General features: G+C 71.0%; 19 protein-coding genes. 9 read left to right on the top strand and 10 right to left on the bottom strand.

Going from position 1 to position 16558, the window contains the following annotated elements:
- Positions 1–18: 18 nt before the first annotated feature.
- Together ABGB14_RS23060 and ABGB14_RS23055 are read left to right on the top strand one after the other, a co-directional pair.
- Positions 19–633: a TIGR04282 family arsenosugar biosynthesis glycosyltransferase gene (locus ABGB14_RS23060; RefSeq protein WP_347645892.1), complete on the top strand. Its 615-nt coding sequence runs from the start codon at positions 19–21 to the stop codon at positions 631–633.
- Positions 630–1241, top strand: a complete 612-nt coding sequence (locus ABGB14_RS23055; RefSeq protein WP_347645891.1) for a methyltransferase domain-containing protein — start codon at positions 630–632, stop codon at positions 1239–1241. Before ABGB14_RS23060 ends, ABGB14_RS23055 begins: the two co-directional genes overlap by 4 nt.
- Positions 1242–1272: 31 nt before the next feature.
- On the opposite strand, the gene ABGB14_RS23050 is transcribed toward ABGB14_RS23055, so the two are convergent.
- Complete coding sequence (locus ABGB14_RS23050) at positions 1273–2649, bottom strand: MFS transporter (protein ID WP_347645890.1); 1377 nt, start codon at positions 2647–2649, stop codon at positions 1273–1275.
- A 35-nt stretch (positions 2650–2684) separates the two neighbouring features.
- Positions 2685–3626, bottom strand: coding sequence for an NAD(P)/FAD-dependent oxidoreductase (locus tag ABGB14_RS23045; protein WP_347645889.1), 942 nt, complete (start codon positions 3624–3626; stop codon positions 2685–2687).
- 52 nt (positions 3627–3678) lie between these two features.
- Here ABGB14_RS23045 and ABGB14_RS23040 point away from each other — a divergent pair, with 52 nt between their 5' ends.
- Complete coding sequence (locus tag ABGB14_RS23040; RefSeq protein WP_347645888.1) at positions 3679–4095, top strand: MerR family transcriptional regulator; 417 nt, start codon at positions 3679–3681, stop codon at positions 4093–4095.
- Here the strand turns inward: ABGB14_RS23040 and ABGB14_RS23035 are convergent.
- Positions 4074–4817, bottom strand: a complete 744-nt coding sequence (locus ABGB14_RS23035; RefSeq protein ID WP_347645887.1) for an NUDIX domain-containing protein — start codon at positions 4815–4817, stop codon at positions 4074–4076. The genes ABGB14_RS23040 and ABGB14_RS23035 overlap by 22 nt on opposite strands.
- A gap of 150 nt (positions 4818–4967) precedes the next feature.
- Here ABGB14_RS23035 and ABGB14_RS23030 point away from each other — a divergent pair, with 150 nt between their 5' ends.
- The 3 genes from ABGB14_RS23030 to katG all read left to right on the top strand — a co-directional run bounded on the left by ABGB14_RS23030 (position 4968) and on the right by katG (position 8197).
- Positions 4968–5417 carry a hypothetical protein gene (locus ABGB14_RS23030; RefSeq protein ID WP_347645886.1) on the top strand — a complete coding sequence of 150 codons (450 nt, stop codon included), beginning with the start codon at positions 4968–4970 and terminating at the stop codon, positions 5415–5417.
- A 79-nt stretch (positions 5418–5496) separates the two neighbouring features.
- The gene (locus ABGB14_RS23025; RefSeq protein ID WP_347617628.1) at positions 5497–5934 is read left to right on the top strand and encodes a Fur family transcriptional regulator; all 438 of its coding nucleotides are present in this window, start codon (positions 5497–5499) and stop codon (positions 5932–5934) included.
- A gap of 31 nt (positions 5935–5965) precedes the next feature.
- On the top strand, positions 5966–8197 hold the full coding sequence (gene katG / locus ABGB14_RS23020) for a catalase/peroxidase HPI (protein WP_347645885.1): 2232 nt from the start codon (positions 5966–5968) through the stop codon (positions 8195–8197).
- 78 nt (positions 8198–8275) lie between these two features.
- On the opposite strand, the gene ehuA is transcribed toward katG, so the two are convergent.
- The 4 genes from ehuA to ehuB are packed head-to-tail and all read right to left on the bottom strand — an operon-like array spanning position 8276 to position 11408.
- Entirely contained in the window at positions 8276–9037 is a 762-nt protein-coding gene (gene ehuA / locus ABGB14_RS23015; RefSeq protein ID WP_347646176.1) for an ectoine/hydroxyectoine ABC transporter ATP-binding protein EhuA, read from the bottom strand.
- 46 nt (positions 9038–9083) lie between these two features.
- The gene (gene ehuD, locus ABGB14_RS23010) at positions 9084–9737 is read right to left on the bottom strand and encodes an ectoine/hydroxyectoine ABC transporter permease subunit EhuD (protein ID WP_347645884.1); all 654 of its coding nucleotides are present in this window, start codon (positions 9735–9737) and stop codon (positions 9084–9086) included.
- Positions 9734–10468 carry an ectoine/hydroxyectoine ABC transporter permease subunit EhuC gene (gene ehuC, locus ABGB14_RS23005; protein WP_347645883.1) on the bottom strand — a complete coding sequence of 245 codons (735 nt, stop codon included), beginning with the start codon at positions 10466–10468 and terminating at the stop codon, positions 9734–9736. The genes ehuD and ehuC overlap by 4 nt, the downstream gene beginning before the upstream one ends.
- A 7-nt stretch (positions 10469–10475) precedes the next feature.
- Positions 10476–11408, bottom strand: a complete 933-nt coding sequence (ehuB, locus tag ABGB14_RS23000) for an ectoine/hydroxyectoine ABC transporter substrate-binding protein EhuB (protein WP_347645882.1) — start codon at positions 11406–11408, stop codon at positions 10476–10478.
- Between the two features lie 558 nt (positions 11409–11966).
- Between ehuB and ABGB14_RS22995 the strand changes: the two genes are divergently transcribed.
- Positions 11967–12365, top strand: coding sequence for a PIN domain-containing protein (locus tag ABGB14_RS22995; RefSeq protein ID WP_347646175.1), 399 nt, complete (start codon positions 11967–11969; stop codon positions 12363–12365).
- Here the strand turns inward: ABGB14_RS22995 and ABGB14_RS22990 are convergent.
- Complete coding sequence (locus tag ABGB14_RS22990; RefSeq protein ID WP_347645881.1) at positions 12362–13042, bottom strand: hypothetical protein; 681 nt, start codon at positions 13040–13042, stop codon at positions 12362–12364. The two genes, ABGB14_RS22995 and ABGB14_RS22990, sit on opposite strands and share 4 nt — an antisense overlap.
- Positions 13043–13317: 275 nt before the next feature.
- Between ABGB14_RS22990 and proS the strand changes: the two genes are divergently transcribed.
- Positions 13318–14760 (top strand): proline--tRNA ligase, encoded by a 1443-nt coding sequence (gene proS, locus ABGB14_RS22985; RefSeq protein ID WP_347645880.1) that lies wholly within the window; start codon positions 13318–13320, stop codon positions 14758–14760.
- On the opposite strand, the gene ABGB14_RS22980 is transcribed toward proS, so the two are convergent.
- Positions 14754–15110, bottom strand: coding sequence for a helix-turn-helix domain-containing protein (locus ABGB14_RS22980; RefSeq protein WP_347645879.1), 357 nt, complete (start codon positions 15108–15110; stop codon positions 14754–14756). The two genes, proS and ABGB14_RS22980, sit on opposite strands and share 7 nt — an antisense overlap.
- Before the next feature lie 81 nt (positions 15111–15191).
- Between ABGB14_RS22980 and ABGB14_RS22975 the strand changes: the two genes are divergently transcribed.
- Positions 15192–15827, top strand: a complete 636-nt coding sequence (locus tag ABGB14_RS22975; protein ID WP_347645878.1) for an NAD(P)H-binding protein — start codon at positions 15192–15194, stop codon at positions 15825–15827.
- On the opposite strand, the gene ABGB14_RS22970 is transcribed toward ABGB14_RS22975, so the two are convergent.
- Positions 15808–16539: an aminoglycoside phosphotransferase family protein gene (locus ABGB14_RS22970; RefSeq protein ID WP_347645877.1), complete on the bottom strand. Its 732-nt coding sequence runs from the start codon at positions 16537–16539 to the stop codon at positions 15808–15810. The two genes, ABGB14_RS22975 and ABGB14_RS22970, sit on opposite strands and share 20 nt — an antisense overlap.
- Positions 16540–16558: the final 19 nt, after the last annotated feature.

The following is a 16558-nucleotide window of genomic DNA, read 5'->3' as shown; positions in this document are numbered from 1 at the left end:
CATCACCCGTTCCAGATCGTGATCATCGCCAAGGAACCGCTGCCGGGGAGGGTCAAGACGCGCCTCAGCCCGCCCTACACCCCGGCCGAGGCCGCCGCCCTCGCCGCGGCCGCGCTCCGCGACAGCGTGCGCGCCGTCGCCGCGGCCCCGGCCACCCAGCGCGTGCTCGCCCTCGACGGGCTGCCGGGCCGCTGGCTGCCCGCCGGGTTCGTGGTGATCCCGCAGCGCGGCGCCGGCCTGGACGAACGCCTGGCGGCGGCCTTCGCCGACGCCCACCGGCTGCGGCCGGACCCCGTCGTGCTGATCGGCATGGACACCCCGCAGGTCACCCCCGCCCTGCTGCGCGAGGCCGGGCAGGCGCTGGAGCGGCACGACGCGGTGTACGGCCCGGCCGCCGACGGCGGCTTCTGGCTGCTCGGCCTGCGACGGCCGGACCCCGGGCTGCTTTCCGGGGTGCCCATGTCGCATCCGGAGACCGGCAAGCTCCAGCTGGACCGGCTCGAACGCGCCGGGCTGGCCGTGCACCACCTGCCCGAGCTGACCGACGTCGACACCGCGGCGGACGCCGCCGCCGTCGCCGCCGAAGCGCCCGCGTCCTGTTTCGCCGCCGCGCTGAGGGAGCTGAGCCGGTGATCGGGGAACTGTACGCCGACGCCCTGGCGGGCGAGAGCGCCGAGCTCGAATACGTGGACGGCACCCGCGCCACGCTCGAGACCGCCCGCTGGTTCGAGCCGATCGACGGAGACGAGGAGCTCCTCCGCCGCTGCGCCAGCCCCACGCTGGACGTCGGCTCGGGCCCCGGGCGTCTCACGGCGGCGTTGACCCGGCGCGGGATCCGCGCGCTCGGCATCGACATCACACCGCGCGCCGTCGCCCTGACCCGCCGCGCCGGAGGCTTCGCGCTGCTGCGGGACGTCTTCGACGACGTTCCCGGCAGCGGCCGCTATGCGACGGCGTTGCTCGCCGACGGCAACATCGGCATCGGCGGCAACCCCGAGGCGCTGCTGCACAGGGTCAGGCAGCTCCTCCGGCCGGGCGGCACGATCGTGGCCGAGGTCGCGCCGCCCGGGACGCGCAGCCGGGTGGACCGGCTCCGGCTGCGCCGGGGGCCGCTGGCCGGGGAGTGGTTCGGCTGGGCGACCGTTTCCGCCAGCGACATCCGGCGCATCGGGCTGGCCGCCGGCTTCGCGGACGCCGGCTGCTGGACCGCGCACGGCCGCTGGCTGGCACGCCTGCGCTAGGCACGGGTCCTGGCCTGCCTGCCGGCCTCCGTCATGCGGGCGTCGCGGGCCGATCGACCGTCCTGGGCAGCGCGGCCATCAGCGCCACCAGCACGACGGCGACCGGCGCGCCCCAGATGAGCACGTCGGGGATCGCCGCGGCCGTCGACTCCGGGCCGGGGGCGCGGTCGTGGAGCTCCCGGGCGAGCAGGTTCCCCGCGGCGGCCACGCCGGCCGACAGGCCCAGGCCGCGCACCGACACCGTGGCGGAGGTGGTGGCGGCGAGGTCAGCCGAGGTGGCCGCGTTCTGGGCGACGACCACGAGGTTCTGCATCAGCAGGCCGAAGGCGAGCCCCAGCACGCCGATCTCCACGGCGAACAGCGCGTAGCCGGCGCCGGGGCCGAGGTTGCCCAGCAGGACGAACCCGGCCGCCGCGATCGCCGCACCGGCGATCAGGTACGGCCTGAACCGGCCGCTCGCGCCGATGCGGGCGCCGGCGAGCGACGAGACCGCCATGAAGGTGAGCACGTACGGATTGAGCGCCAGGCCCGCCTGGGTGGCTCCCATGCCGTGCGCCGCCTGCAGATAGGTGGGCAGATAGACGACGGAGCCGCCGAGCAGGGCGCCGAGCAGCGCACCGGCGGGCAGGACGACCCGCAGCGTGCGGTCGGCGAACAACCGCGGCGGGAGCAGCGGATCGGCGGCACGTCGTTCCCGCCACACGAACAGGGCCGCCAGCACGACCACCGCCCCGATCAGCGCGAGGATCACGCCGGAGTCCCACGCGTGCACGCGGCCGCCCCACTCGGCCACCAGCAGCAGGCTCACCGTCGCGCCCACGATCAGCGCGGCCCCCGCCAGGTCCACCTTGCCGTCCCCGCCCGCCCTGGGCAGCCGCAGCGCGTACGCGACGAGCGCCATGCTGAGCAGGCCGAGCAGCAGGTTGACGGTGAAGATCCAGCGCCAGCCCGCGGCGTCGGTGATCGCTCCGCCGGCGAGCGGGCCGCCCACGCTGGCCAGGGCGAACACGCCGCCGGTGAAGCCCTGCACGCGGCTGCGCAGCCGCTGCGGGTAGAGCTCGGACAGCACGGTCGTGGGCAACACGAACAGCGCGCCGGCGCCGACGCCCTGCACGGTCCTGGCGGCGATCAGCTGGGGCATCGTCTGCGCCAGGCCGCACAGCGCGGAGCCCGCGACGAAGACGGCGATGGCGACGAGCAGGACCGGGCGGCGGCCGTACCGGTCGCTTATCCGGCCGTAGAGCGCGCCGGTCGCCGTCGAGGCCAGCACGTACGACGTGACGACCCAGCCGATCGTGTCCAGGCCGCCCAGGTCGGCGGCGATGTCGGGCAGGGCGATGGCGACCACCGTCTGGTCGAGGACCGACAGCAGCATGCCGAGCAGGAGGCCGGCCGTGGCGAGCGGCACGTTGCTCGTTCTCGATGAGGCGCGGAGCACAGCGGTCAGCCCTTTGCCCGCGCGAAGGGGTCCGGCAGGCCGAAGTCGGCGCCGATCAGGTCCTGGTCGATGACGGCGCCGGCCAGGGTGCCGCCGGCCGCGGCGGCGACGACGGCGGCCAGCGGCACCGGTACGGTGGCCCGCCGGGCCATGTCGCCGGCCGCGTACACGCCGGGCACGCTCGTCCGGGCGAACTCGTCGATCTCGACGCATCCGTCGGCGAACGTCGCGCAGCCGAGGCGGGCGGCAAGCTCGGAGCGCTGCCGCGGCACGTTCACGACGAACACCGCCTCCCTGGCCAGGGGCGGGCCGCCCTCGAAGACGACCCGTCCGAGCCGGTCGCCCGTGCCCTCCAGGCGGGCGACGGGCTCGCACCGTACGGTGACGCCGTTCGTCTCCAGCGTGGTCCGCGACGCCGCGTCCAGCGGCTCGCCGCCGGTGCAGAGGGCGACGTCGGCGGCGAAGCGGCTCAGCTGCAGCGCCAGCCGCACCCGGGCCGGCGCCGCGCCGAGCACCGCGACCCGCTTGCCGGCGCACTCGTAGCCGTGGCAGTAGGGGCAGTGGAAGGCGGAGCGGCCCCACAGCGCCTCGACCCCGCGCGGGCCTGGCAGGTCGTCGGCCAGCCCGGTGGCCAGCAGGAGCCGGCGCGCGTCCACCGTGCCGCCGTCCGCCAGGTCCAGGCGGAAGCCGCCGTCCAGCACCGCGGCGTCGGTGACCGTCCCGGCCTCGACCCGCACCGACGGGTACGCGGCGAGGTCGGCGCGGCCGAGTTCCCGCAGCCGGGCGGGCGGCGTGCCGTCGCGGGTCAGGAAGTTGTGCACCTGCCCGGCCCTGGCGTTGCGGCCCTCGCCCGCGTCGACCAGCAGGACCGTACGGCACGTCCTTCCCAGGGTCAGGGCGGCGGCCATGCCGGCAGGGCCTGCGCCGGCGATGACGACGTCGATCATGTTGTCCTCCACGTGTCTTGACGTGGAGGAGAGTCTGCAAGTTAATGTCAACATGAAGTCAAGCGAATCCATGCGGATCGGGGAGCTCGCCGAGCGGTTCGGGCTCGCGCCGCACGTGCTGCGCCACTGGGAGGCGATGTCCCTGCTGGCCCCCGCCGCCAGGGTGAACGGCCGCCGCCGCTACACGCAGGAGCACGTCATTCGCGTCATGACGATCATCCGCGCCAAGTCGGCGGGAATGAGCCTGGAGCAGATCAGGGAGATCCTGAACGTCTCCGGCCAGGCCGAGCGCCAGGCGCTCCTCCGGCGGCACCACGAGGAGCTCGAACGCCGGTCGCGGGAGATCGCGGCGTCCAAGACGCTGATCGAGCACCTCATGGAGTGCCGCGCGGACGACTGGACCCGGTGCCCCGACTACCGGCGCATCGTGGAGACCGCGACACCCGCTCAGGACATGTGCATGATCTGACCCGACCGCTGGCAGCGGCGGACGACCGGCTCCAGGTAGTCGACCAGCGGCCCGCCCAGCTCGGCCGGGGAGCGTACGAGGGCGATCCGGTCGAACTCCGGGTCCTCCTCCGCGGCCTGCAGGGCCGCGAACCGTTCGCGCAGGTACGCCGTCGGCCGGCTCGGCGCGCTGAACAGCACGCCGACGTTCCCGGTGGCTCCGCGTGTGACGAGCCAGAGGCTCAGGTCTTCAGGTGCCGTGTCGACGCCGGTCTCCTCGACCAGCTCGCGCGCGGCATGCCTGCCCAGCGCGGCCAGGTCGAGGGGGTCGTCGCCCTGGGGCGGTTCCATGGAGCCGCCGGGCAGCTGCCAGCGGCCGGGCGCGACCGTGACCCGCGACATCCGCCCGACCAGCAGGCGCCCGTCGTCCGCCGGCTGCACGACGGCGACGAAGAGGGACGGCAGCCACGCGGCGCAGCCCATGACCCGGCGCAGGACGTGATGCCGGAACGTCGTGCGTACCCACGAGACCACCAGGCGGTGCGGCCCCTCCCAGCCGAGGCTCGCGCACGCCACCACCGGACCGTCGAAGAGGCTCGGGTTGGCCTGGACCGCCTCCTCCCACAGGCGGTCCATGGCCGCCCGCTCGTCCGGCGACAGCCGGGGCGCGACGGTTTCGACCAGGGAGAGCCGGTGGACGTCCAGGAGCTCGACGCCGGGCGTGCGCGGCAGCGGTCGGGTCATACCTCATGGTCACCCTTGGTGATGACTCCATCACCGGACTTGACCCGACCTTTGTCGCCGGAGCACCCGTCGTGCCGGATAAGACGTAGGGTCCAGATCTGCACCCATTCCCGCCGTGCGCACGCCGGCCCTCGCGAGATGGACGCCGACATGACCGTCACTCCCGCACACCTGCGCGACCTCGCGAGCCGCGCCGAGGCGCTCACCGCCGAGGTCCTGGCGCTCTGTGACCGCGCCGCCCGGCCGGAGCCCGAGCCCCTCACGACCGCGCGGCAGGCCGCGAGCCGGCTGGCGCGGGGCGCGGAAGACCTCCACCGGGCGGCCGCCGACCTGGCCAGGCTCCAGGTCCAGCCGTGCGGCCTGCCATGGGGCGTCTGCCCGGAGCACGGCAACACCCTGTCCTCCAGGGCCGGTGTCACCACGTGCCGCGTGTGCGGGCGCGCCTGGGACCATGACCGGCTCGGCCGGCCGTGCGAGGAGCCGGTGACCTGGAAGGTGATCGACCGGGCCGGCACGGAGACGCGGATGTGCGACGGGCATGTCTTCGGCGCCCGCGCCGCCGCCGCGGGGGCGACCTTCGCCCGCCTCGACGAGAGCTGAGCCCGCTCGGCGACACGCCACTAAATTGCATGGTTCATTATCTTGTATCGTTCGTGTTTATGGGGATACGGTGGCGGCCATGACCGCACCCAAGACGCCGACGACCGCCGACGAGCTGCGCGGGGCAGGGCTTCGGGTGACGGCGGCCCGCGTCGCGCTGCTGGAGACCGTCAGGCACGGTGACCATCTCGGCGTCGAAGCGATCGCCGCCGGGGTGCGCGAGCGCGTCGGCCACATCTCCCTGCAAGCCGTGTACGAAGCCCTTCACGCGCTCACCGCCGCGGGCCTCGTACGCCGCATCGAGCCGGCCGGCAGCGCCGCCCTGTTCGAGGGGCGGGTCGGGGACAACCACCACCACGTCGTGTGCCGGTCGTGCGGTGCCGTCGCCGACGTCGACTGCGCGGTCGGTCACGCACCCTGCCTGGCCGCGTCGGACGACCACGGTTTCTCCATCGACGAGGCCGAGGTCATCTACTGGGGCCTGTGCCCCGGCTGTTCCACCAGTCGCAGTTCCTGAGTACCAGGAAGCCCGATATCGGAAGGAATCCATGTCCGAGAACCACGAAGCAATCGTCACTGACCCCAAAACCGAGGGCGAGGGCGGCTGCCCGGTGGCGCACGAGCGCGCGCTGCACCCGACGCAGGGCGGCGGAAACCGCCAGTGGTGGCCTGAGCGCCTCAACCTGAAGATCCTCGCCAAGAACCCGGCCGTGGCCAACCCGCTCGGCGCGGAGTTCGACTACGCCGAGGCGTTCAAGAGCCTCGACCTCGCGGCCGTGAAGCGCGACATCGCGGAGGTGCTGACCACCTCGCAGGACTGGTGGCCGGCCGACTTCGGCCACTACGGCCCGTTCATCATCCGGATGGCGTGGCACAGCGCGGGCACCTACCGGATCAGCGACGGCCGCGGCGGCGCCGGCTCCGGCCAGCAGCGTTTCGCCCCCCTCAACAGCTGGCCGGACAACGCCAACCTCGACAAGGCCCGCCGCCTGCTGTGGCCGGTCAAGAAGAAGTACGGCAAGAACCTCTCGTGGGCCGACCTCCTGGTCCTGTCCGGCAACGTCGCCCTGGAGTCGATGGGCTTCAAGACCTTCGGCTTCGCCGGCGGCCGCGAGGACGTGTGGGAGCCGGAGGAGGACGTCTACTGGGGTCCCGAGTCCACCTGGCTCGGCGACGAGCGCTACACCGGCGACCGCGAGCTGGAGAACCCGCTCGGCGCGGTGCAGATGGGCCTCATCTACGTCAACCCGGAGGGCCCGAACGGCAACCCCGACCCGCTCGCCGCGGCCCGCGACATCCGCGAGACGTTCCGCCGCATGGCGATGAACGACGAGGAGACGGTCGCCCTGATCGCGGGCGGTCACACCTTCGGCAAGACCCACGGCGCTGGCCCGTCCGACCACGTCGGCCCCGACCCCGAGGCCGCCGGCTTCGAGGAGCAGGGCCTCGGCTGGCGCAACACCTTCGGCACCGGCAAGGGCGGCGACACCATCACCAGCGGCCTCGAAGGCATCTGGACCAACACCCCGACCGCCTGGGACAACAGCTTCTTCGAGATCCTCTTCGGCTACGAGTGGGAGCTGTTCAAGAGCCCGGCGGGCGCCCACCAGTGGCGGCCGAAGGACGGCGCCGGCGCCGGCACCGTGCCGGACGCCCACGACCCGTCGAAGCGTCACGCCCCGACCATGCTGACCACCGACCTGTCGCTGCGGGTCGACCCGGTCTACGAGCCGATCTCGCGGCGCTTCCTCGAGAACCCCGACGCGTTCGCGGACGCGTTCGCCAGGGCGTGGTTCAAGCTGACCCACCGCGACATGGGCCCGGTCGAGCGCTACCTCGGCCCGGAGGTCCCGTCCGAGACGCTGCTGTGGCAGGACCCGCTGCCGGCGAGGACGTACGAGCTGATCGACGCGGCGGACATCGCCGAGCTCAAGGGCAAGATCCTCGCCTCCGGCCTGTCGGTGTCGCAGCTCGTGTCCACGGCGTGGGCTTCGGCCTCGTCGTTCCGCGGCAGCGACAAGCGCGGCGGCGCCAACGGCGCCCGCATCCGCCTCGAGCCGCAGAACGGGTGGGAGGTCAACGACCCCGACGAGCTGGCGCTGGCGTTGCGCTCGCTGGAGGGGGTCCAGCAGGCCTTCAACTCCGCCCAGTCCGGCGGCAAGCAGGTCTCGCTGGCCGACCTGATCGTGCTGGGCGGGTGCGCGGCCGTCGAGAAGGCCGCCAAGGACGCCGGCTTCGACGTCCAGGTGCCCTTCACGCCGGGCCGCGTGGACGCCTCGCAGGAGCAGACCGACGTGGAGTCGTTCGCGGCGATGGAGCTCACCGCCGACGGCTTCCGCAACTACGTCGGGAAGGGCCACCGGCTGCCCGCCGAGTTCCTGCTGCTCGACCGGGCCAACCTGCTGACCCTGAGCGCGCCCGAGATGACCGTGCTCGTCGGCGGCCTGCGCGTCCTGGGCGCGAACCACGGGCAGTCGCCGCTCGGCGTCCTCACCGAGACGCCGGGGAAGCTCACCAACGACTTCTTCGTCAACCTGCTCGACCTGGGCACGACGTGGAAGTCGACGTCGCAGGACCAGACCACGTTCGAGGGCCGCGACAGCGCCACGGGCGAGGTCAAGTGGACCGGCACCCGGGCCGACCTCGTCTTCGGCTCGAACTCCGAGCTGCGCGCGCTCGCGGAGGTCTACGCGAGTGACGACGCGAGCGAGAAGTTCGTGACCGACTTCGTCGCGGCGTGGGACAAGGTGATGAACCTCGACCGGTTCGGCCTGCGCTGATCAGACGGCGTCCAGGCCGGCCGGCGCGGGCCGGCCTGGACGTCCTCAGGCGTCCAGCACCGCCTGAAGAGGAGACAATCAGGTGTCCAGCACCGCCTGGAGGAAGTCCCGCGTGCGCTGCTGCTCCGGCTCGTTGAAGATCTGCTCCGGAGGCCCGTCCTCGACGATCTGCCCCTGGTCGAACATGAGGACCCGGTGGGAGATGTCCCTGGCGAAGTTCATCTCGTGGGTGACGCACAGCAGGGTCAGGTTGCTCGAACGCGCGATGTCACGCAGCAGGCACTGCACGCCGGAGACGAGCTCGGGGTCGAGCGCCGAGGTGACCTCGTCGAGCAGCAGCACTTCCGGCTCCATCGCGAGCGCCCGAGCGATGGCGACCCGCTGCTGCTGGCCTCCCGACAGCTGCGACGGATGCGCGAGCGCCTTGTCGGACAGCTCCACCATCTCCAGCAGCTCGCGGGCCTTCTCCTCCGCCTGCTCGCGCGGGACGCCGAGGGCCCGCACCGGCGCCTCGGTGATGTTGCGCAGCACGTTCATGTTGGGGAACAGGTTGAACTGCTGGAACACCATGCCGATCTTCTTGCGGACCTGACGCAGGTGCTTCTCGTCGGCGGGCACCACGCGGTCGCCGCGTTTCATGTGGGACAGGCACTGGCCGTCGACCTCGATGGTGCCGGAGGTGACCCGTTCGAGGGTCATCAGCAGGCGCAGGATCGTCGTCTTGCCCGACCCGCTCGGCCCGATCAGGGTGACGCGTTCGGCGGGTTTGACGTGGAAGTCGAGCTCGCGCAGCACCGTCACGTCGCCGAACCGTTTGACGACCTTGTCGAACTGGATCATCCACTGCTGGTCGTCGCCCACATGTGGATCTTTCTCGGACTGCGTATCAGGTATCAAGACGGCGCTCCATACGACGGACGAGCATCGATGCCGGGATTGCGATGAGCAGGAAGAACAGCCCGGCGATGGTCATCGGCTCCAGGTAGCGGAAACTCTCGGAGCCGACACCGCGGGCGAGCCCGACGACGTCGACGACAGTGATCACGGACAGCTGCGGCGACTCCTTGAAGATCGCCACGACGTAGTTGCCCAGGGCGGGCAGCGCCCGGCGTACGGCCTGCGGGAGGACGATGCTGATCCAGGTGTAGGGGCGGGGCATGTTGAGGGCGATCGCCGCCTCCCACTGCCCCTTCGGCACACCGTCGATGCCCGCACGGTAGACCTCCGAGGTGTAGGCGGCGTAGTGCACGCCAAGCCCGATGATGCCCGTCGTCAGCGCGGTCATCTTGAACCCGAAGTCCGGCAGCACGTAGTAGAGCACGAACAGCTGCACCAGCAGCGGCGTGCTGCGGATGAACTCCATGACCGCGCCCACCGGCCGGCTGACGTACGCCCTGCGCGAGCGGCGCAGCAGCGCCACGAACAACCCCAGCACGAACGCGAGCACCGCGCCGCCGAGCGTCGCCTGCACGGTGACCAGCAGTCCCTGCGTGAGCAGCTGGGGAAGGATCTCCAGCGTCCAGTCCCAGTCCCAGATCATCGGGCCGCCTCCACTGCCGCCGTGGCCCGCCGCCGCCGCGGCGTGCCCCGGCCCACCATGCGGGCGGCCCGCCGCTCGACGAACCTCATCACCAGCGTGATCGCGTACGAGAACAGGAAATAGATCACCAGCATCAGCGCGAACACGATCAGCTGGTCGCTGCCGGAGTTGACGAGCAGCCGGCCCTCGTAGGCCAGATCGGCCACGGTGATGACGGACAGCAGCGACGTCGCCTTGAGCAGCTCGATGAGCAGGTTGTTCATCGGCGGGATCATCTCGACGAACGCCTGCGGCAGGATGACGTAGCGCATCCGCTGCAACGGCGAGAAGTTCAGTGCGATCGCGGCCTCACGCTGGCTGGGCGGCACGGCCTGCAGCGCGCCGCGCACCACCTCCGAGCCGTAGGCGCCGAGGTTGAGACCGAGCGCCAGCACGCCGGCGAAAACCTTGTCCAGCTGGTAGCCCGTGAGGATGGGCATCGCGTAGAAGAGCCAGAACAGCTGGACGAGGACCGACGTGCCACGGAAGAACTCCATGTAGACGCGGGCGACGCCTCGTACCGTCCGCAGCGGCGAGGACGCCATCAGCCCCACGATCAGCGCGATGACGATGGCGAGCGCGGCGCCGCCCGCCGCGCTCTGCAACGTGACCGCGGCCCCCTGGCACAGGAAGGGCATCGTCTCGCCGAAGACGCCTGGCAGGTCCCCGCTGCACGGGTTGACAGTCATCATGCTCGCGTCAGGAACCCGCGCAGAGCTGCTGGGCGGTGAGCTTGGCGGCGTTGTCGACCTCGGTCTTGGTGAAGCCGAACTTCTCGATGAGCGGCAGCACGCCGTTCGAGTCCTGCAGCTTCTTCAGCTCGGCGTTGAACGCCTCGATGAGCCCGGTGTCCTCCTTGCGGAAGCCGAACCCGCCCGCGCCGACCTGCTCCTTGCCGTCGACGACCGGCACGAACGACTCGGTCACCTCCAGCGGCTCGTCCGCGTACTGCTGCTGGAGCGTCCAGCGCAGCGAGACTGCGGTGAGCGCGATGGCGTCCACCCGGCCGGCGAGGATGCCCTTGAAGGCCGCGTTCTGGTTGGGGAAGACCTGGATCTGGCCGCCCTTCACGCCACCGGCCTCCGCGTAGCCCTTCTCGACGGCGCCTTCGAGCACGCCGACCTTGGCGCCGCCCTTCGCGATCTCCTCGAAGCTGGTGATCTTCTTCGGGTTGCCCTTGGCCACCAGGAACGCGGTCGTGCCGGCGTAGTCGGGGTTGGAGAAAGCGATCTGCGAGCACCGCTCGGGGGTGATGAACATGCCGGCGGCGATGAAGTCGTACTGCTTCGACTGCAACCCGGGGATCAGGGAGCCGAAGGAGTCGACGATCTGCGCTTCCATGTTGTCCACGCCGAGCGCCTTGAAGATCACGCGGGCCACCTCTGGGGCCTCGCCGGTCAGGTTGCCGTCCTTGTCGCGGTAGCCGTACGGCTGCTCGTTGGCGATGCCGACCTTGATGGTGCCCGTCTGCTTGAAGCGGGCGAGGGGGTCAGCGCTCTGTGAGGCGCTGGTGGTGCCGCCGTCGTCGACGCGGCTGCAACCGGCGATGAGGGCGGGGCCGCCGACGAGGGCCGCCGCAGCGAGTCCCGAGCTTCTCAAAAAATCCCGACGCGTCCAACGGTTGGCCGTCACGCTTTACTCCCGTTCGTGCCGTTGTCGTTACTATGCTCATCCGAACGGATCATCAACCGCCGTTCGGTTTCCTCTGCGAAAGGGGAAGGCCCGGAGGTACCGTGGCCTCGCGATGCGCTCCGCCGCTTCGGCGCCGCTCGTAGACACCCGGCCCCGCGCACGCGGGCAGGGCCTCCATGCGTACGTCGAACCGGCGATGCGTTTCGCCAACATGGGCCCCGAACCTAGCGGACGGACCTGTGTGCTCCTCCGAACCGGCTTCGGTCCGCGATGTTTGAGGCCCCGGTTTAGCCGGGTAGGGAAAACGGCTTGTCCTTTTTCCGAGTCGTCCGGTGGGTTAAACGTCGCGCCAAGGTTAGCAACTACCCCGCCTGAGCTGGGAAAACGTCGTCGGCCCCGCGATCTCTCCGGCTTTCCGAAACGCTTGCGGAGCCGTCACGGGAAGATCTCGAACCGAGCACAGGGTCCCGCGTCCAGGGGATAAATATGTGATTCGTGTTACGTGACATTGATGTCAACCTGTGACCTGGGTAAACCCATCCGTCCCACCGGCACCACCTGCGCGCGCAGGGCCGGACACTTCGGCAAAGTCCCAGCTCAAGCAAGGAGAACTTGGCACACTTGGACTCGAATGCCGATGATGTGGCGATCGCGGCGATCACTGTGGCCGAACTGCTGGGCGGTGTGGAACTGGCCGATGCTGCCCGACGGCCCGACCGGCAGACCTTCGTGGACAACGTTCTGGCGTTGATTCCCGTCGAGGAATACACGACCAACGTCGCCAGAGTCCATGCACGTCTCATGGCGCATGCTCGACGAGAAGGCAAGCCTCGTGGAGCGTACGATCTGCTGATCGCCGCGACAGCTGCGGCCACGGCGAGAACAGTGATCACGATGGACGCTTCCGCCGCGTTCGATGATCTGCCGGGCGTCCGCGCTCAGGTGGTTCCCCGCTAAGAGCCGGTCGTCATCCCCGGCGAGGGCTTCACGAGCAGCGTCACCGCCGCCGCGAGCAGCGGGATCGCGACGGTCAGCAGGCCGATCGACGTCCACGGGGTCCCGAACGACACCCGCGGCAGCGCATCCCAGCTGGGCGAGGCCGTGAAGGGCCAGGCCAGCAGCAGGCCGATCGCGCACCCTGCCGACGCACCCGTCACGGTGCCGCAGGCCGCGGCCAAGGCAGCCCGGCACGCGACGAGACCGCGTACGGCGAAGCCGGAGCCGCCGCCCACCCGGCGCAGCAGCAGGTGCGAGCGGTTCGACCGGATGGTGGCCACCAGCGCGCCGGCGAGGGCGATGAGCGCCATCGTCCCGGCGACGTACAACCAGCGGGACGAGGCCTGATACCCCTGCTCCAGGTACACCTCGGCGCTGTCGCCCAGCCGGTCCTGGAGCCGGTCGCGGTCGGCTTCCGAGACCCGATGCAGGGAAGGATCGACGATCAGCGCCTCCGTGTCGAGTTGCAGTCCCAGCTCCCGCACGACCTTCGCGGGAATGAAGACGGCCTCGACCTCGGGAGTCGCGGGTCCGGCGCTGATCGCGGGCACGGCTTTCACGGTCGTCTCAGCGAACGGCGCGGAGGCGTACGTGATCTCCACGCTGTCGCGCCGGCCGTCCTCCCCCGTGACCGCCACAGCCCTGCCCTCGTCGTAGGGAGACGACGGATCTCCGGTGAGGTAGCGGAGCAGCGATTCGTCGCCGATGTAGGCCCTCCGGCATCTCGCCGTACCTGCCGCGAGGAGCTGTGACCGCCGCGAGGATCGTCGAGCTGAACGTCAGCGCCACGGGTAAGCCCGCAAAGGCCACGTAAACCAGGAGAAATCCGATGTCCACCATGGAGGGACACTACGGGCAAGACGATCAGGTAGGGCGAGCCACGATGGCTGGCCATGAGCGATATTCTCCGGTCATGGGACGTGACGAACGTGGTGTGACTCCTCAGGATGAGGACTTCTCGGCCTGGTACAACGAGCTCGTCGCCAAGGCGCAGCTCGTCGACAGAGGCCCGGCCAAGGGCACCATGGTCATCCGACCGTACGGCTACTGCCTGTGGGAGCTCATCCAGGACGAGCTCGACCGCCGGATCAAGGACACCGGGCACGAGAACGCCTATTTCCCTCTCCTGATCCCCGAGAGCTACCTCCGGCGCGAGGCCGATCACGTCGAGGGGTTCTCGCCCGAGCTCGCCGTCGTCACGCACGCCGGCGGCAAGGAGCTCGAGGAGCCGCTGATCGTCCGGCCCACCTCGGAGACGATCATCGGCGAGATGATGGCCAAGTGGGTCTCCTCCCATCGCGACCTGCCGCTCCTGCTCAACCAGTGGGCCAACGTCGTGCGCTGGGAGCTGCGGCCGCGCATGTTCCTGCGCACGACGGAGTTCCTCTGGCAGGAGGGGCACACGGCGCACGCCGACGAGGCCGACGCGATGCGCGAGACGATGCTGGCGCTCGATCTCTACACGGAGGTCGCGCGGGACGTCGCGGCGATCCCGGTCGTGCCGGGCGAGAAGACGGCCGGTGAGCGGTTCGCCGGCGCGGTCCGCACGTTCACCATCGAGGGCATGATGCGGGACGGCAAGGCGCTCCAGGCCGGCACCTCCCACTACATGGGCACCAACTTCGCCAAGGCCTTCGACATCCAGTACACCTCGGAAGCCGGTCAGCTGGAGCTGTGTCACACCACGTCATGGGGCATGTCGACGCGGATGATCGGCGGGGTCATCATGACCCACGGCGACGACAAGGGGCTCGTCCTGCCGCCCAGGCTGGCCCCCTACCAGGTGGTCATCGTGCCCATCGGACGCGGCGAGCAGGGCACGCGGACCGCGGCCGCGGCGCGGGAGCTCGCGGGGCGGCTCAAGGCGGCCGGGGTGCGCGTCCACGTCGACGATCGCGCGCAGCTCTCGCCCGGTTTCCGGTTCAACGACTGGGAGCTGCGCGGAGCTCCCGTACGGCTCGAGCTCGGCCCGCGCGACCTCGAGTCCGGCACCGTGGTGATGGTCAGGCGGCTCGGCGACGAAGGCAAGCAGAGCATCCCCCTGTCGTCCGCGCCGGAGCTCCTTCCCGGCGTGCTCGAAGACTTCCAGGCTTTCCTGCTCCGGCGGGCCACCGAGTTCCGCGACGCTCACACCGTGACGGTGGACACCTGGGGCTCCTTCGCGGAGGCCGTCGCGTCGGGATGGGCGTTGGCGTTGCACTGCGGCAAAGCCGCGTGCGAGGCCGACATCAAGGGCAAGGTCGCGGCGACTCCGCGCTGCGTTCCGCTCGACGGCGCCTCCGAGACCGGGCGGTGCGTGCTCTGCGGCGATGCCTCCGCCTACGGCAAGCGGGTCATCTTCGGGCGGGCCTACTGACTCTCGCGGGCGTCGATCAGCTCGTCCATGTGCGTCTCCGCCCAGGCACGCGCCGCGTCCAGCAGCCCGAGCAGGCTCCGGCCGAGCGGGGTCAGCGCGTAGTCGACGTGCCTGGCGGGCCCGGCGTGGACCGTACGGACGACGAAGCCGTCGCGTTCCAGCGCCCGCAGCGACTTCGTGAGCACTTTGGGGGTGATGGTCCGCAGCGGTACGAGGAGTTCGGAGAACCGCCGGGGACCCTCTTCGAGGCACTGGATGATCATTCCCGCCCATTTGTCCCCGATCCTGATCGGCATCAGGCCGGAGGGGCAAACCGGGTCGAACATCTCCGGATCCAGCGGCTGCGTCACGGAACCACCGTAACCGCGCTATCCACGCGGTAACCACGGCCCCGGCTACCTTGGCGCAGCACATCGGAGAAGAGGTGGACCATGGGAAAGATCATTGTGTTCGGTGCCGGTGGGCGCGCTGGGCGTGCGGCCGTCGGCGAGGCCCTTCGCCGCGGCCACCAGGTCACCGCAGTCGTCCGCGACCCGGACAGGCACCGGCACCTCACGGGCGCCGCAGTCCGCGCCGGCGACGTCACCGAGGCCGGCGCGGTCGCCGGCCTCGCGGCCGGGCACGACGCCGCGATCATGGCCGCGTACGACGCCGGCGCACGGCCCGACGCCTTCTTCCCGGCCGCCGCCCGCGCCCTGCTCGACGGCCTGGCGCGGGCCGCGGTGGGCAGGCTGGTCGCCGTCGGCCTCGCGGCGACGCTCGAGACCGCCGACGGCACACCGTTGATGGACACCCCAGGCTTTCCTCAGGAATTCCGCCCCATCTGCCTGGGGCACGCGGCCGCGGCGGCCGTGCTGCGCTCCTCGGACGACCGGATGGACTGGCTGATCGTCAGCCCGGCCGGCGACTTCGACCACGCCGGCGCACGTTCCGGCCGCTATGCCGTCGCAGCCGTCGACATGACCGGTCGCATCTCCTACGGCGACCTGGCGGTCGCCCTGCTCGACGAGATCGACAACCCTCGCCACCATCGCACGCACATCGGCGTCACCGCAGCGCCGCGGTGAAGTGAGGGCGGTTGGCGCTGGTGAAGGCGTGTTCGCGCTCGGACCAGGCGATGCTCTCCTCCGGGTCGGCCGACCCGTGAGCGGGGCCGGTCAGGCGCCCGGTCCACCACCGGATGTTGCGGACCTGGCGGTCGAGGATCGCGTCGACGACGGCGGCGCGGCGCTCGGCATCGAGTCCGTAGGCGTCGGCGAGGACCCGCACCTGGGCGGCCTGTTCGGCGGCAGGCGGCGCGGTGCTCTTGGACGAGACGCACCACGTCCAGGCCATGTAGCCGATGTCCTCGAGCGGATCGCCGGGGGCGGCGGTGTCGAAGTCGATGAAGGCGACCGGCAGCCCGGCGCGGAACACCGTGTTGTTCGGCCCGGGATCGTGATGGCAGACGACCGGGTGCTCGCCGGTGAGCCCGCTGCCCCGCGTGGCGTCGTGCAACGAACGGAGCAGCACGCCGGCCGCGGCGACCTGGGAGTCGCTCCAGCGCCGGAACGTGGCCGGCACCCAGCCGGGCAGGTAGCTGAGAACGTCACGGCCGGCCAGGTCGCGTCCGAGATGGCGCGGCGCTCCCTGGAACCGGCAGCGCTGAAGGTGCGTGAGCAGCCGGGCGACGAAATCGGACGAGTCGGTGGCGGGGCGCCGAACCGTATCGGCGACGCGGACGACGCCCGGGGTGATGCGCCCTCCGGTCAGGGGAATTTCGGCGGGGACGTCGCGCATGGCGGGGAGTTCTCCTGGC

Origin of the sequence: Nonomuraea sp. B10E15 (assembly GCF_039871615.1) — a bacterium.
Taxonomy (GTDB): Bacteria; Actinomycetota; Actinomycetes; order Streptosporangiales; family Streptosporangiaceae; genus Nonomuraea.
The sequence above is the reverse complement of the archived record's forward strand: the minus strand, read 5'-3'. Positions and strand labels throughout refer to the sequence as shown.